Here is a 14,118-nt window from a genome sequence, read left to right as displayed (position 1 = left end):
GGTGTGCGGAGCGTCCCTCCTCGCCTGGGTAACGGCAACCACCAACACGCTGCGCTCCGGCCAGAGCGCCTTCAAAGTCGGAGTACCGTGCGCAGCAGCACCCGGGCGCCCGCTACCAGGTCCGTCGCCGCGGTGTCCTCCTCCGGAACGTGGCTGACCCCTCCGATGCTCGGCACGAAGATCATGCCGATCGGCGCGATTCTGGCCACTATCTGTGCGTCGTGACCCGCTCCGCTTGGCAGCGTCTGGTGCGGCAGCCCCAGTTCGTCGGCGCTCGCCGTGATCGCCGCGCGCAGCACCGGATCTGTGGCCACCGGCGCCGCGCGCGCATCCACCCGGATGTCGATATGCATCTCCGCCTGCTTGCCCAGGGACGCCAGCGAGGTCCGCAGGGCCTGCTCGGCGTTTTCCAGGTTGCTCGGCACGCTGTCGCGAAGGTCTATCGTCAGTCGCACACTGTCCGCGATCGTGTTCGGCGAGTTCGGCTGAACCTCCACCCACCCGACGGTGGCGACCCGGCACAGCCTCTGCTCACCGGCGAGGTCTTCAACGGCCAGCACAATGCGTGCCGCCACGGTCATCGGATCGCGCCGCAGCTCCATCGGGGTGGTCCCGGCGTGCCCGGCCGACCCACGGACCTCCACGGTGAGTTGGGTGCGTCCGGTGATGGAGTCGACCACTCCGATCGTGCGGCCGCCGCGCTCCAGAACCGGTCCCTGCTCCACGTGGAGTTCCAGGTAGGCCGCCACCGACTCGGCCGGCCATACCGCTGTGCTCAGTGCCGCCAGATCTCCACCGGCCAGTGCGAGCGGGTGGCGCAGCGAGCGCCCACTGCGGTCACGCGGATCTTCGGGCAACGTCTCCAGGGCGCCGGCGAGCACCTTGGACCCCCAGAACGGCTGGGGGAACAGGGCCCCTTCCTCGTTGGAGAACGCGACGAGGACCGGCTCGTACGTGAGCTCGGCCCCGGACTCGACGATGGTCTGCATGACTTCGAGCCCCGCCAGAACGCCGTAGGCGCCGTCGAGCCTGCCGCCGTTCGCCACGGTGTCGAGGTGGGAACCGAAGAGCAGTACGCGACGGCCTTCCGCGCCTCGCCCTCCTTCCGGGCGGCGAATCAGCACGTTCCCGGCAGCGTCCACGGTGGAGTCCAGGCCGCCGATCTGCGCCTCCTTGCTCAGTCGCGCGCGCGCCTCCAGATCGGCGGCACCGAATCCCTCCCTGGTGATCCCGCCGTCGCCGTTGCCCCCGATCCTCGCGAACGCCTCGATACGGTCGAGGAGCCGGCGCGCGTCGATGTCCGGGGTCATTTCGGCTCTCCCTCAAGAGGCGCCGCGACCACGGTGCCGCTGCTGTCAGACTGCTCGTCGGCCACCGAGGGGACGACCTCGGGAGCCGGTAACCGCGGGGAGAACACCATCGCGGCGGAGACCAGCGCCGCGCCGGCCATCACGAGGTACATGATCCGGTAGTCGAGTACTCCGATCAGCACGGTGCCGGCGGCGATCGACGCTGTCTGGGCGATGTCGCTCACGGTGCTGGCGGCGGCGTTCACCCGCCCCTGCAACCGGGACGGTGTGTACAGGTGGCACGCGGTCTGCAGCGACAACATCAGAAATGGCAGCCCCGCACCGATGAAGACCGCACCGACAAGGAACAGCGGGACCTGACGGGTGACACAGAGCAGCAGTCCGAGCGCGGCGAGCGCGTATCCCACACTACTGACCCGCGTCTCCCTCGCCCTCTTGGCCAGCAGGCCGCCCAGCACCCCGCCGACGACCGAGCCGCCGCCCTGGACGGACGCCACGACCCCCAAGAACGCCGGCTCCTGCCTCAAGCCCTCGTCGATCGCGGCGAAGACCGCGGTCTCCAGCAGGCCGATGACGGCCATGAAGCCGACCATCACAAGAATGAGGCGGAACAGGAGCGGTACCTGATGCACATAACGGAAGCCGGCCGTCACTGACTTCCGGAACGGCTCTTCGCCAAGCTCGGGCTTGGATTCGACGACTTTGATCGAGGCCAGCAGCAGCGCGGCCACGATGAACGTTCCGGAACCGATGAAGGCCAGCGCGTGACCGCCGAACGTCGCGTACACACCGGCGCCGGCCATCGGCGAGACGATGCGTACTCCTTCTCCGAAGGTGATGAGAAGAGAGCGCGCGTGTACCGCGTCGGACGAGGGGATCAGGTCCTTGAGCAGTGCCGAACGAGCCGGAACGGCGAACATCAGACCGTACGCGAAAGTCACCGCGTAGATGATCCATATCTGGTCGGGACTGCGCACGGCCAGCAGGGAGAGCACCAGCACCGCCATGCAGCCGTACATCCACAACAGCAACGGCTTGCGGCGGACCCGATCGACGAGGTCTCCGAGCAGCGGCGCGGTCAGTCCGGGCGCCGTGATGATGAGAAAGACCAGACCCGCCTGGGCGTTCGAACCGGTGAGGTCCTTCGCCCAGATGGCCAGCGACAGGAACATCGCGCTGTTCCCGAAGCCCGATACGGTATCGGCAAGGAAGATCCGGCGGAAGCGCGGATTCCTGCGAAGAAGTTCCCACACGTGACATCACCACTTATTTCGGGGAGAGCCGGTCTGGGGGCGGCAGGACGGGGGAGAGCATCGGCGTGTGCTCCGGCCTCGTCGCGCCGCCCGGGCCTGGAGTGGTCAGCTCTCGCCCATGGCGATGCGCAGGCTCTTGGGCCGCATGTCCGTCCACACCTGGCCGATGTGCTCCAGGCACTCCTCGCGCGTGCCCTGCACACCCGTCGGGTGCCAGCCGGCCGGCACCTCCCGGCCCACGGCCCAGATGGAGTACTGCCCTTCGTCGTTGACGACGACGGTGTACTGGATGTCGGCGGACTGCTCGCTCATTTCACTTTTCCTTCCATATGTGCCGGGGTACGCGGGTGATGGTCGGCCTTCAGACGTTGGTCGACCATCTGCCGTACGATCTGCCGGCTGGTCTTGCCCGCGGTGTTACGGGGAAGCTCTTCGAAGAACAGCACGCGCCGGGGCTGCATGTAGGCAGGCAGCAGCCGGCGCAACGGGGCGCGGAGTTCCGCCTCGTCCGCGCTGTTCCCGGGTACGGTCGCGACGGCCAGATACAGCTCCGGTTGGGCGCGCAGCGCGTCCGAGACGACGGCGACGGCCTGGGACACGGACGGCACCTGCTGGGCGACCGCCTCGATCTCCCCCAGCTCCACCCGGTGGCCGCGGATCTTCACCTGGTCGTCGCGGCGGCCGTGGAAGTAGTACTGGCCGTCCGGCCCGACCCGCACCATGTCTCCGGTCCGGTACATCCGCTCGCCGTCCGGACCCGTGACGAAGGCGCGGGCGGTCAGCTCCGGGCTGCCGACGTAACCGCGCGCCACCCCGATCCCGGACAGGAACAGCTCACCGACGGTCCCCACCGGGACCGGACACTGCCGTCCGTCCAGGACATGGGCGCCCAGCCCGGTGAGCGGACGGCCGATCGGCATGGGATCGCGGTAGGGCGGCAGCACCTTGGTGCAGAGCCCGACCACCGTGATCTCGGTAGGTCCGTACGCGTTCCACAACGTGCCCGTGACGTCCCGGAGGTCGTCCGCGAGAGCGGCCGTCAGGGCCTCGCCACCGCTGATGAGCGTGGCGAAGACCCGCTCACGGTGGAGGAAAGGCAGCAGCAGACGGAGCTGGCTGGGGGTGGCCCAGGCGGCGTCAACCGGATGCGCGCGCAGCCAGTCGGCGAAGAACTCCGGGTTGCGGGCGGAGCGGGGTGGCGCCACCGCGATGGTGCCGCCGCTGATCAGCGGCATCAACATCTCGGGGACGGACATGTCGAAGACGATGTTGCTGTGCGCGAGCATCCGGTCTCCGGGACGGAGGCTCAGCGCGTGCACGAAATACTCCAGCATGTTCAGCAGCGCCGGGTGCTCGACCTCCACTCCCTTGGGCACTCCGGTCGACCCCGAGGTGAACAGGATGTACGCGGCGGGTTCCCGTCCGTCCCCGCCGTCCCCCGCGGCGGGGTCGGATCCGGCGGCCACTTCGGCGACCGCGCGTTCCACCACCCCGTCGGCGCCCGGTCCTGTCGCCGCCACATCGCAGCGGGCCTGCTGGACCTGGTACCGGCGCCGGTCGGCGGGAGCGGCCGGATCCAGCGGGACCGCCACCGCTTCCAGCAGCCAGGTCGCCAGCAGCGTCACGACGTAGTCGGTTCCGTATCCGGACTCGACGGCGACGCGCGAGCCGCGCCGCGCGCCGCCTTCCGCCAGCCGCTCGGCCCGCCCGCGTACCGCGGACAGCAGCGCCGCATAGCCGAGCTCGCGGGTTTCGTCCTGTACGGCCGGCGCGTGCGGCGTCACGCGAGCGTGCCACAGGAACCGCTCCAACGTGTTCCCCGGCACGGTGGCGCGTGCGGGCTCAGTCGGTTCGGGCATCGGCGCTCCTGCCTGCGTTCGTGTCGACGGGCCTTCGGAACAGGGCGATGAGGCTGTACAGGGTGGGGTCGGCGAAGAAGTCCGCGAGTTCCACCGACACCCCGAATTCCTGCTCCAGCTGGGACAGCAGGCGCAGCGCCTTGATGGAGTGGCCGCCCAGCATCAGGAAGTGGTCCTCAGGGCGCGCCTCGTCGGTGCCCAGGACCTTGCACCACACGGCGCTGACCATCGCGGTCACCTCGTCCTCGACATCCGCCGCCCCGCGATCCCCCTCCGCCTCCACCGGCCGGCCCGGAGCCGACGCGCCGGAGGCCGGCTCCCGGGCCGCTGGCTCATTGACCGTTACGATGCCGGCGGCGGCCAGCACCGCGGAACGGTCGGCCTTGCCGTTGGCGTTGACCGGTATCCGGTCCAGCGCGACCAGCCTGGTCGGCACCATGTACTCCGGCAGCTCACGCCGCAGCCGCGCGCCGAGCGCCGGGATGTCCAGCGGCACGGCCGGCTCACCGGCGGATGTGACGCAGGCGACGATCTCGCTCCCGTCGTCCGTGGCGTGGGCGAGCACGACGGCGTCGGCCACCTCGTCCTGCCGCCGCAGGGCCGCGTCGATCTCGCCGAGTTCGACGCGAAAGCCCCGGATCTTCACCTGGTCGTCGTGGCGTCCGAGGAACTCGAACCGTCCGCCGGGCAGCAGCCTCACCTGGTCCCCCGTGCGGTACAGGCGCCGCCCGGCCCGCGCGTCGAACGGGTCGGGCACGAAGGCGGCCGCCGTCATCTCGGGCGCGCCGAGGTAACCGTGGGCGAGCCCGTCACCGCCCACGAACAGCTCGCCGACCTCGCCCACCTGGACCGGCCGCCCCGCCGGGTCGAGCGCGTAGGCGGTGGAGCCCGAGATCGGCCGGCCTATCGGTACACTGCCCTCCGCGAGGTCGGCCGGCGTGACATCGTGGAAGGTGCTGAACGTCGTGTTCTCGGTCGGCCCGTACCCGTTCACCACCCGTGCCGGCGGCCGGCCGGCCAGAAGTCTGGCGAGGCGCCGCTCGTCGGCCTTCTCCCCGCCGAACAGGAGCACCCGCAGATTCCGCAGGGCGTCGGGGGCGAAGTCCGCCACCTGGTTGAGAAGTGTGGCGGTGAGCCACAGAACCGTGATCCGCCGCTGTTCGAGGAACCTCTGCAGGCGCGTGGGCGACAGGACCACGTCCTGTTCCTCCACCACGAGGGTGGCTCCGGCGGCCAATGCCCCCCAGATCTCGAACGTCGCCGCGTCGAAGGCGGGGTTCGACAGGTGCGCGACCCGGTCAGCGGAATCGATGGCGGCGTAGTTCGCGTCCGGGACCAGCCGGGTGATCGCCCGGTGCGGGATGACGACCGCCTTGGGAACGCCCGACGAGCCGGAGGTCGACATCACGTACGCCACGTCCTCGCCGATCAGCCGCACGGGGCCGGCTGCCGGCCAGGCGGGTGCCGCCTGGCGGAGCAACGCCCGCAGCCACAGCACGGGCATCAAGTCCGCCAGCAGCTCGGCGTGCCGCCCGTCCGCGACAAGGGCGGCCCGCGCCGCGACTCCCGCCACGGATCGGGTACGTTCGGCCGGCTGACGCGCATCGACCGGCAGGTAGGCGCAGCCCGCGTACAGGATCCCGAGGAAGGCGGTCACCATGTCCGGGCCGCGTTCCATCGCGACGGCCACCACGTCTCCCCGGCGCAGCCCGGCCGCGTGCAGCCCCGCGGCCACCGCGGACGCCCGCTCGTCCAGCTCCCGGTACGTCAGCCTGCGGTCTCGGTGCTGGATCGCGATGGCGTCCGGGCGGGCCGCCGCCTGCCGGCGCACCCGCTCATGAACGGGCTCATAGGGCCGGACCTCCGGTGCGGCCGAGGCCGACCTCGTGGGATCGGACAGGCGCGGCATGGCGGCGTCGGGATCGGCGAAGGCCTCACCCACCGCCGACACCAGCTGCCGGTGGAGATCGGCCGCCGCCGCCGCGGAGAACAGGTCGGTACGGTACTCCAGCTCGGCGACGGTGGCGTTCGCCCGCCGCGTCACACTCCACAGCACGTCGTATTTGGCGGTCCCGGTGGGGACGAGCTCGCGTTCGGCCCACGAGTCCCCGGCGCGCAGCCCGCACTCCGAAGCGTCGACGTACGTCAGGGTGGCCTGCGTCAAGGACGATCCCGCCCGGTTCCCGTTCGGCCACAGATCCTCGATCAGGGCCCGCCCCGGCAGCCGGCTGTGCGCGAGGGCTTCGGTGACGACCCGGCGGACCAACCTCACCAGGACACGGGCGGTGGCGCCCGGCGGGAGGACGAAGCGCAGCGGCAACACGTCGACGAACAGGCCGATCTCCTGCCGCTGTTCCGGGCCGCGCGACGACACCGGCACGCTGATGACCAGGTCGCGCTCGCCGGTCACTGCGGCGAGCCCGGCGGCGTAGGCCGCGACCCAGGCCATGAACGGGCTCAGCCGTTCGGCCTTGGCCAGCGAGGACAGGGCGGCCAGCGACTCGGACGGGAAGGTGATGGCCTGCGTCGCGCCGGAAACCCCGACCGGCTTACGCCGGGGTAGGTCGTGTGGCACCGGGAGACCTCCCGGGCAGTCCGCCAACGTCCTACGCCAGTACTCCATGGCCGCGGCCAGATTCTGCCCCCGGGTGGAGACGGCCCGCGGAACCGTGGCGACTCTCTCGCCGGACCCGCCGGGTTCGGTCCCGTCACCCAGGTAGAGCCGCTGCAGATGGGACTCCAGCAGGGACAGCGAGGCGCCGTCGCAGACCAGGTGATGGACGGTGAGCTGCAGCAGGTCACCCGCCTCGCCGCGGTCGACCACCAGCGCCCGCAGCAGTGGCGGGCGCGCCAGGTCGAACGGCATCCGCGCGTCGTCGTCCAGCAACTGGCGCACCGTGGACTCCGGTACGCCGTGAGCCTCGACCCAGCGGCACGACGGCGCCGGGACCTCGCCGACCGTGAACGCGCGACCAGGCGCCTCGAAGCCGCGCCGCAGCGCGTCGTGCCCCGCGACGAGGGCGTTGAGCGTTCTTCTCAGGCGGACCAGATCGAGCTTGCCGTCGAATCGGTAGCGGGCGCAGACGTGATAGAGCGGCGTGCCGGGATTGAGTTTCTCGGCGGCCCACACCCGCTCTTCGGCGGGGGCCAGCTCACGCAGCTCGCGCTCCTTCGAGTGCGGGCCCGTGGCGAGCGCCGCCACCAGCCTCCCGAACTCGGGATAGTCGTAAAGAATGTCCAGATCCAGCTCGGTGCCCATGAGTGTGCGCAAGGCCGTGGCGACTTCGATGGCGAGGATGGAGTCACCGCCCAAGAGGAAGAAATCGTCGTCGTCCTGGATCTCGGTGACGCCGAGGCGGTCACGCCAGAGGTCGGCCACGGCCTCCCGTAGGACGTCGCCATGGCCACCGGTTCGCTCAGTCATCGATTCCCTCCTGGGCTCGGGACCTGCGGACGACCAGCCAGCCGCCGATCGCCAGGGCGTCCAGCGACGATCGCGCGTAGGTCGCCACCGCCTCTCGCGGGGTCCGCACGATCGGCTGGCCCCGCAGGTTGAAGGACGTGTTCAGCACCATCGGCGTGCCCCAGTCGTCACCGAACCGCCGGATCAGGCTCCAGAACCGCGGCGCGTTGCCCCGCTCGACGACCTGGACGCGGGCCGAACCGTCGACATGGGTGATGGCGGGCAACAGCTCGCGGTACTTCTCCCGTACCTGGGTGGTGAACAGCATGTGCCGGTACAGACCCTCCTGACCGGGTTTCATCTCGAAATACTCATGGGCGTCCTCGGCGAGCACGGCCGGGGCGAACGGCCGGAACTCCTCACGCTGCTTCACCACGGCGTTCAGATGGGCCCGCATGCCGGGTGCGGTCGGATCAGCCAGGATGCTGCGGTTGCCGAGGGCGCGCGGGCCGAACTCCATCCGTCCCTGGAACCAGGCGACCACCGATCCGGCCCGGATCAGCGCGGACACCTGTTCCAGCAGCCGTTCGTCCGGCAGCTTCCGCACGTCATGCTCCGGGCCGAGGGCGGTCAACGCCTCCGCCACCTCCTCCGGCCCGAACTCCTCACCCCAGTACGGCATCGTCATGGCGACCGGCGTCGTGGGCACGTGTTGCCCGAGCTGCCACAGGGCGGCTCCCAGTGCCGAGCCGTCGTCGCCGGCGGCGGGCTGGACGAATATCCGATCGAAGAGCCCGCTGCGGGCGATCAGCCCGTTGGCGGTGCAGTTGAGCGCCACACCGCCGGCCATGCACAGATCACGCGGGTTGCCGTCGGCCTGGTCCAGGGCGGTGCGCAGGATGAACAGCAGGCCCTCCTCAAGGCAGTGCTGCAGGGTCGCCGCGATGTCCATGTGCCGCTGCGTCAGCGGGGCGTCGGGATGGCGCGCCGGGCCGAACAGCTCTTCGAGGCGGCGCAGCGCCCCCCCGTGTGTCTCGCGCTCCACCGGGGACCTGTCGCGGGCCAGCAGCGGGATCGACAGCCGGCCGCCGGGGTGTCGCCGGGACAGCTCGCCGGCCACGTCGGCGTAGCGCGACGGGTCGCCGTACGGTGCCAGGCCCATCACCTTGTACTCGTCCATGCCGGGCTGGAAGCCGAGGTAGTGGGTGACGACGCTGTACAGGATGCCGAGGGACGCACTGATCGGATAGGTCCGCAGGGTCCGCAGCTGACCGTGCCTGCCCGACATCACGGAGATCGACTCGGTCTCGCCCATGCCGTCGACGACCAGCACCATGGCGTCCTGGAAGCCGCTCAGGTAGTACGCGCTCGCGGCATGCGCCAGATGGTGCGGGACACGCGCCAGCTTGCGGCTCCAGTCGTGCTCCGGGTACCGGGCCCGGAGCAGGCCGAGCTGGACCTGCTCGCTGTAGACCTCCTGGTACCAGCGCCGCATGAGGTGGTCGCGTTCGAAGACCGGGGACGGCTCGTAGCGAAATCCGTGCGCGAGGAAGTCCACGTCGTCCAGGGTCACGCCCGCGATGCGCAGACAGGCTTCGACGGCGTCCGCCGGGAACGCTCCGGTGCCCTTGTTCCCGTCGTGCCTCTCCTGAGCCGAGGCGGCGATCACCCCCTCCTCGCCGACGAGAGCCGCGGCCGAATCCAGCCCCTGGACCAGTCGCTGCTCACGCCGGTCGAGGCCGGGCAGCATGTCCTTCTTAACGGACATCGAGCGATCGAGCCCGCTTATACCGAGCACCAGCATGTCAGTTCCCTGTCTGCTCAGCCGAGCCGCGCAGGACCTTGGCGACGGCCGCCACCGAGGGGTCCCGCAACAGCTCGAAGTGGTCGCCGTCAACGTGTGTGACCTTGAGTGCGCCGGTCAGCATCCGCCATGCGGCGGCCGCCGCGCGCCGGGACGCCTCGCCGTCCGCCCGGGCCAGCAGGAGTTCCGCGGCACCGCCGAAGTGCGAAGGGCGGTGTACGGCGAGGCCTGCCAGCATGTTCTGCCAGAACGCCATGAGGCCGGCGATGGTGGGGCCGTCCAGCCTCGCCAAGGTGGCCTGATCGAGACCGAGGGTGGCCAGCAGGTCACGGAACCCGGTTTCGGCCAGCGCGGTCTCGACGGCGTCCGGCCCCCGCCGCGCCACGTCGGCGCGTAGCGCGTCCAACGCGGCGGCCTCCGCGGAGTCACCGGCCTCACGGCGCGGGTCGGCGTCGATGAGCACAAGGCGGTGCACCCTTACACCGTGCCGCTCCAGCCGTACGGCGAGCTCATGAGCGATGACACCCCCGGCCGACCAGCCGGCGACCACCGGCCGGCGGTCTGCCAGTAGCGGCGCCAGTTCCCAGGCGTACCGCTCGGCCAGCTCACCGAGGTCCGCGGTGCTGTCGCTCTCCAGCAGGTCGCCCTGGACACCCAGGACCTCGAACGCGGAGCCGACCCGGCCGACGAGGTCCCGGTAGCAGAAGAGCGTGCCGCCGACCGGATGCACCAGCACCAAGGGCCGCAGCCCCGGCGTGCCGCCCAGCTTCACCACCCGCTCGCCGCCGGCCGGGCGCGGGCGCCCACCATGGCCGTCGAGGTACGCGGCAAGGCCCGCCAGCGTCGGGGTGGTGTGGAGCTGGGTCAGCGGTACCGCCGTGCCGAACTCTGCCCTGATCTTGAGAACCAGCCGGACGGCGAGGAGGGAGTGTCCGCCGAGGTCGGAGAAGTCGTCGTGGCGGCCGATCCGGTCGACGCCCAGGACGTGGCGCCAGATCCGCGCCAGCCATTCCTCCACACCCGGCAGCGGCGGGACGAACTCCGCCAGGGACGGGCGTTCGGATCGCGGGGCGGGCAGCGCGGCGCGGTCGACCTTGGCGCGCGGGGTCAGCGGCAGCGCGTCCAGCAGGACGAACCACCGCGGCACCATGTACTGCGGCAGCCGCTCCGCCAGCCACGCCCGCAACACGCCCGCGTCATCGGGCACACCATCGGGCACCACATACGCCACCAGGTCGACATGCGCCGACTCGCTCGCGCGGGCGACCACGGCACACTCCCGCACCAGCGGATGAGCCCGCAACGCGGCCTCGACCTCGCCCAACTCCACCCGGTAGCCGCGGACCTTGACCATGTGGTCGACGCGGCCGAGGAACTCCACCCGGCCGTCTGCCGACCACATGCCGCGGTCTCCGGTCCGGTACAGGCGCACACCCGGCTGGGTGGGATGGGGCAGGAACCGTTCGGCGGTCATGGCCGGGTCGTTGAGGTAGCCGCGGGCCAGGCAGGGACCGGCCACATACAGTTCCCCGGGTGTGCCGATCGGGACCGGGCGGCCGGTGTCGTCCAGCACCCATACCTGGGTGTTGGCCAGCGGGGTGCCCAGCGGAAGCGGGCCGGCGGGGAGCGTGTCGCGGGTGTAGGGGCCGCAGACGGAGAAGGTGGTGGTCTCGGTCGGTCCCCAGCAGTTGACCAGCTCCAGCTCCGGGCAGCGGTCCAGGATACGGGCCGTGTGGCCGGGCGAGACGCTCTCGCTGCCGGTCAGGAAGCGCCGCAGGCGGTCGAACAGCTGAGGTTCGTGATCCACCAGCAGCGCGAACAGTGAGGCGGTCGCGTGCAGCACGGTGATCTGGTGGTGCTCCACCCAGGCGGCGATGTCGCCGGGGGTGTAGTCCACCGCGGGCGCCAGCACCAGTCGCGCCCCCGACACCAGCGGCGCCCAGATCTCCCAGGTCGCGACGTCGAACGAGATCGTCGCGATCTGCAGAAGCCGGTCGTCGTCCCGCAGCGCCATGCCGCCGCCGTACAGCAGTTCGGTGACGTTACGGTGCGACGTCATCACGCCCTTGGGACGACCGGTGGAACCCGACGTGAAGATCACATAACAGCCGTTGTCGGGCCGCAGGACATTCGGGAGATTTCCCTCGTCGTCCGGCAGCTCGACGGTGTCGAGATCGATGCTCTGCCAAGGTCCGCCGGGCACCCGGCCGGTGGTGGCGCCCGCCGTCAACACCAGATCGGCGTTGACATCGCCCAGCATGAGCCGCAGGCGCTCGGCCGGGAAGTCGGCGTCCAACGGCACGTACACCCCGCCGGCCTTCACGATGGCCAGCAACGCGACGACCATCTCGACCGAACGCTCGATGCACAGCCCCACACACACCTCCGGGCCGACACCCGCGGCACGCAGGTGACGCGCCAGACGATTCGCGCGAGCATTCAACTCCGCATAGGACAGGGAATGGTCCCCCGCCACGACCGCCACCGCGTCCGGGCTCGCCGCCGCCCGCGCCTCCACCAGCTGCTGCACCGAATCCGAAGGCACCTCGGCCGGTATGTCGTTCCACGAGGCGAGCAGGTCACGCTCGACCTCACCCAGCAACGACACATCCCGGTACGGCGCGCCGGGATCGGCCACCATCGCCTCCAGCGCGCGCAGGTGGTAATCGCGCAGCACGGTGATCTGGTCCTCGGCCAGCTCCCTCGTGTCGTAGTCCAAGTCCAGGAACAGGACGTCCCCCGGCTCGCGAATGGCGGCGACGACCAGCGGGAAGTTGGTCGGTGCCACGCCGGGCAGGCCGGCGTCGGGGTCGGTGGGGGCCAGCGCGCCGTCTTCGGCCAGCTTTCCGAACTGGTGGAAGTGGTTGTAGACGAAGTTGACCTCGAAGAGAGCGGCGCCGCCGAGTTTCCGCCGCAGCGCCGACATCGGGTAGCGGCGGTGGGGGAGCAGGTCACGCTCGGCCTCGAACACCGCCCGCACCAGGTCCTCCCAGGTGCCCTCGGGCAGCCGGAGCCGGAACGGCACCGTGTTGAGGAACAGGCCGCGTACCTCGGCGCCGTCGGTCTCCTCAAGGCGGCCGTTGGCGGTGAGCCCGACCAGCACGTCCGAGGTGCCGGTGACCAGACTCATCACCCGCAGATGCGCCGCGAGCACCACCGCCTTGAACGGCACCCCGCACCGCTTGGCGAACTCGTCCAGCCTGGCCAGCAGATCCTTCGGGAGCACGGTCGTCAGGGCGCCGTTCCCGTGGCTCTCGTCGCGGTAGTGCCGCTCGCCCTCAACGCTCCCGCCGATCCGCGGGGCGGCGGAGTCGCCACGTCGGCGTGGCAGCCGGCCGTCCGGCGGCTCAGCCAGCCACTCGAGCCAGAAGCGCTCGCTGCTCTCGGACCGCAACGCCGCACGCTCGGCCGCGATGAAGTCGCGGTAGAGCGACCGCACCGGGTCGGGCTGCGGATCCCCGGCGTCCAGCAGCGACCGGTACAGGTCGCTGATCTCCGTCACCGTGGAGGCCAGGCTCCAGCCGTCGAAGATCGCGTGATGGTGGGTCACCGTCCACTGGAAGACGTCGTCGTCGACGATGTGCACCGCCATCCGGCACAGCGGTGCGACCGCCAGGTCGAAGGTGTGCCGCTGCTCGGCCCGCACATGGTCGGCCAGCACCACGCGCTGCTCGACCCGATCCATCCCGCGCAGGTCAACGACCGTGAGCGGGATCTCGGCGGTGGGGTGGACCAGCTGCATGGGCTCGCTGTAGCCGCTCAGGTCGAACGAGGTGCGCAGGATGGGGTGCCGGTCCACCACCCGGGCCACCGCGTCCCGGAACCGCCCCTCGTCGAAGAGCCCGGCGATCAGAAGGCTGTCGAGGTTGTGGTACGGCTGGCGGTCGGGGTCGAGCTCCATCTCGTAGACCATGCCGACCTGGAGCTCGGCCATCGGGTAGGCGTCCGCCAGACCCTCCGGCAGCCGCTCCCGGTCCTCGGCCGACAGCAGCGAGAACGCCTCGCGGTCCCACTCGATCACCTCGTTCAGACCACCACCGGCGACCCGGGCCAGTTCGGCCGGTGTGGGATGGCGGAACAGATCCTGGAGAGCGAACCCGAGTCCGGCGTCGCGGGCCTGGCCGAGGATCTGGATGCTGCGGATGGAGTCGCCGCCCAGGTCGAAGAAGTTGTCGTGGCGGCCGATCCGGTCCACTCCCAGGACGCGGGACCAGATGCCGGCCAGGGACTCCTCCGGTCCGGCGAGTGGGGCGACGTACTCCTGTGCCAGTTCGGGTCGTGTTCCGGAGGGTTCGGGCAGGGCGGAGCGGTCGATCTTGCCCTGGGCGGTCAACGGCAGGGCGTCCAGGAGTACGGACCAGCGGGGTGCCATGTAGTCGGGCAACCGGCTGGAAAGCCAGGCGCGCAGCGTATCGGCCGACACCATCTGGTCGGTGGGGGAGTTCTTGTCGGTGGGCACCACGTAGGCCACGAGATCGGCCTGTTCACC

7 protein-coding genes are annotated in these 14,118 nt (G+C 70.6%); all 7 read right to left on the bottom strand.

What is annotated here, in order from left to right:
* Positions 1 to 71 precede the first annotated feature (71 nt).
* Complete coding sequence (locus ACIN94_RS31670; protein ID WP_400714311.1) at positions 72 to 1,310, bottom strand: M20 family metallo-hydrolase; 1,239 nt, start codon at positions 1,308 to 1,310, stop codon at positions 72 to 74.
* Positions 1,307 to 2,563 carry an MFS transporter gene (locus ACIN94_RS31665; protein WP_400714309.1) on the bottom strand — a complete coding sequence of 419 codons (1,257 nt, stop codon included), beginning with the start codon at positions 2,561 to 2,563 and terminating at the stop codon, positions 1,307 to 1,309. The genes ACIN94_RS31670 and ACIN94_RS31665 overlap by 4 nt, the downstream gene beginning before the upstream one ends.
* A gap of 105 nt (positions 2,564 to 2,668) precedes the next feature.
* Positions 2,669 to 2,875 (bottom strand): MbtH family protein, encoded by a 207-nt coding sequence (locus ACIN94_RS31660; RefSeq protein ID WP_400714307.1) that lies wholly within the window; start codon positions 2,873 to 2,875, stop codon positions 2,669 to 2,671.
* On the bottom strand, positions 2,872 to 4,422 hold the full coding sequence (locus ACIN94_RS31655) for an amino acid adenylation domain-containing protein (protein ID WP_400714304.1): 1,551 nt from the start codon (positions 4,420 to 4,422) through the stop codon (positions 2,872 to 2,874). The genes ACIN94_RS31660 and ACIN94_RS31655 overlap by 4 nt, the downstream gene beginning before the upstream one ends.
* Entirely contained in the window at positions 4,406 to 7,846 is a 3,441-nt protein-coding gene (locus ACIN94_RS31650; protein ID WP_400714301.1) for an amino acid adenylation domain-containing protein, read from the bottom strand. Before ACIN94_RS31650 ends, ACIN94_RS31655 begins: the two co-directional genes overlap by 17 nt.
* Complete coding sequence (locus ACIN94_RS31645) at positions 7,839 to 9,593, bottom strand: carbamoyltransferase (protein ID WP_400714297.1); 1,755 nt, start codon at positions 9,591 to 9,593, stop codon at positions 7,839 to 7,841. Before ACIN94_RS31645 ends, ACIN94_RS31650 begins: the two co-directional genes overlap by 8 nt.
* 37 nt (positions 9,594 to 9,630) lie before the next feature.
* A partial coding sequence (locus ACIN94_RS31640; RefSeq protein ID WP_400714294.1) for an amino acid adenylation domain-containing protein occupies positions 9,631 to 14,118 on the bottom strand: 4,488 nt, incomplete at its 5' end.

The sequence above is a fragment of the Streptosporangium sp. NPDC087985 genome, assembly GCF_044741965.1.
Classification (GTDB): domain Bacteria; phylum Actinomycetota; class Actinomycetes; order Streptosporangiales; family Streptosporangiaceae; genus Streptosporangium.
Note: the sequence above shows the minus strand (reverse complement) of the source record. Positions and strands in the feature narration are given on the sequence as shown.

What these genes read in the sequence shown, in the direction of transcription:
- ACIN94_RS31660 (WP_400714307.1), bottom strand. Translation starts at nt 2,875, where the DNA reads ATGAGCGAGCAGTCCGCCGACATCCAGTACACCGTCGTCGTCAACGAC.
- ACIN94_RS31670 (WP_400714311.1), bottom strand. Translation starts at nt 1,310, where the DNA reads ATGACCCCGGACATCGACGCGCGCCGGCTCCTCGACCGTATCGAGGCG.
- ACIN94_RS31655 (WP_400714304.1), bottom strand. Translation starts at nt 4,422, where the DNA reads ATGCCCGAACCGACTGAGCCCGCACGCGCCACCGTGCCGGGGAACACG.
- ACIN94_RS31650 (WP_400714301.1), bottom strand. Translation starts at nt 7,846, where the DNA reads ATGACTGAGCGAACCGGTGGCCATGGCGACGTCCTACGGGAGGCCGTG.
- ACIN94_RS31645 (WP_400714297.1), bottom strand. Translation starts at nt 9,593, where the DNA reads ATGTCCGTTAAGAAGGACATGCTGCCCGGCCTCGACCGGCGTGAGCAG.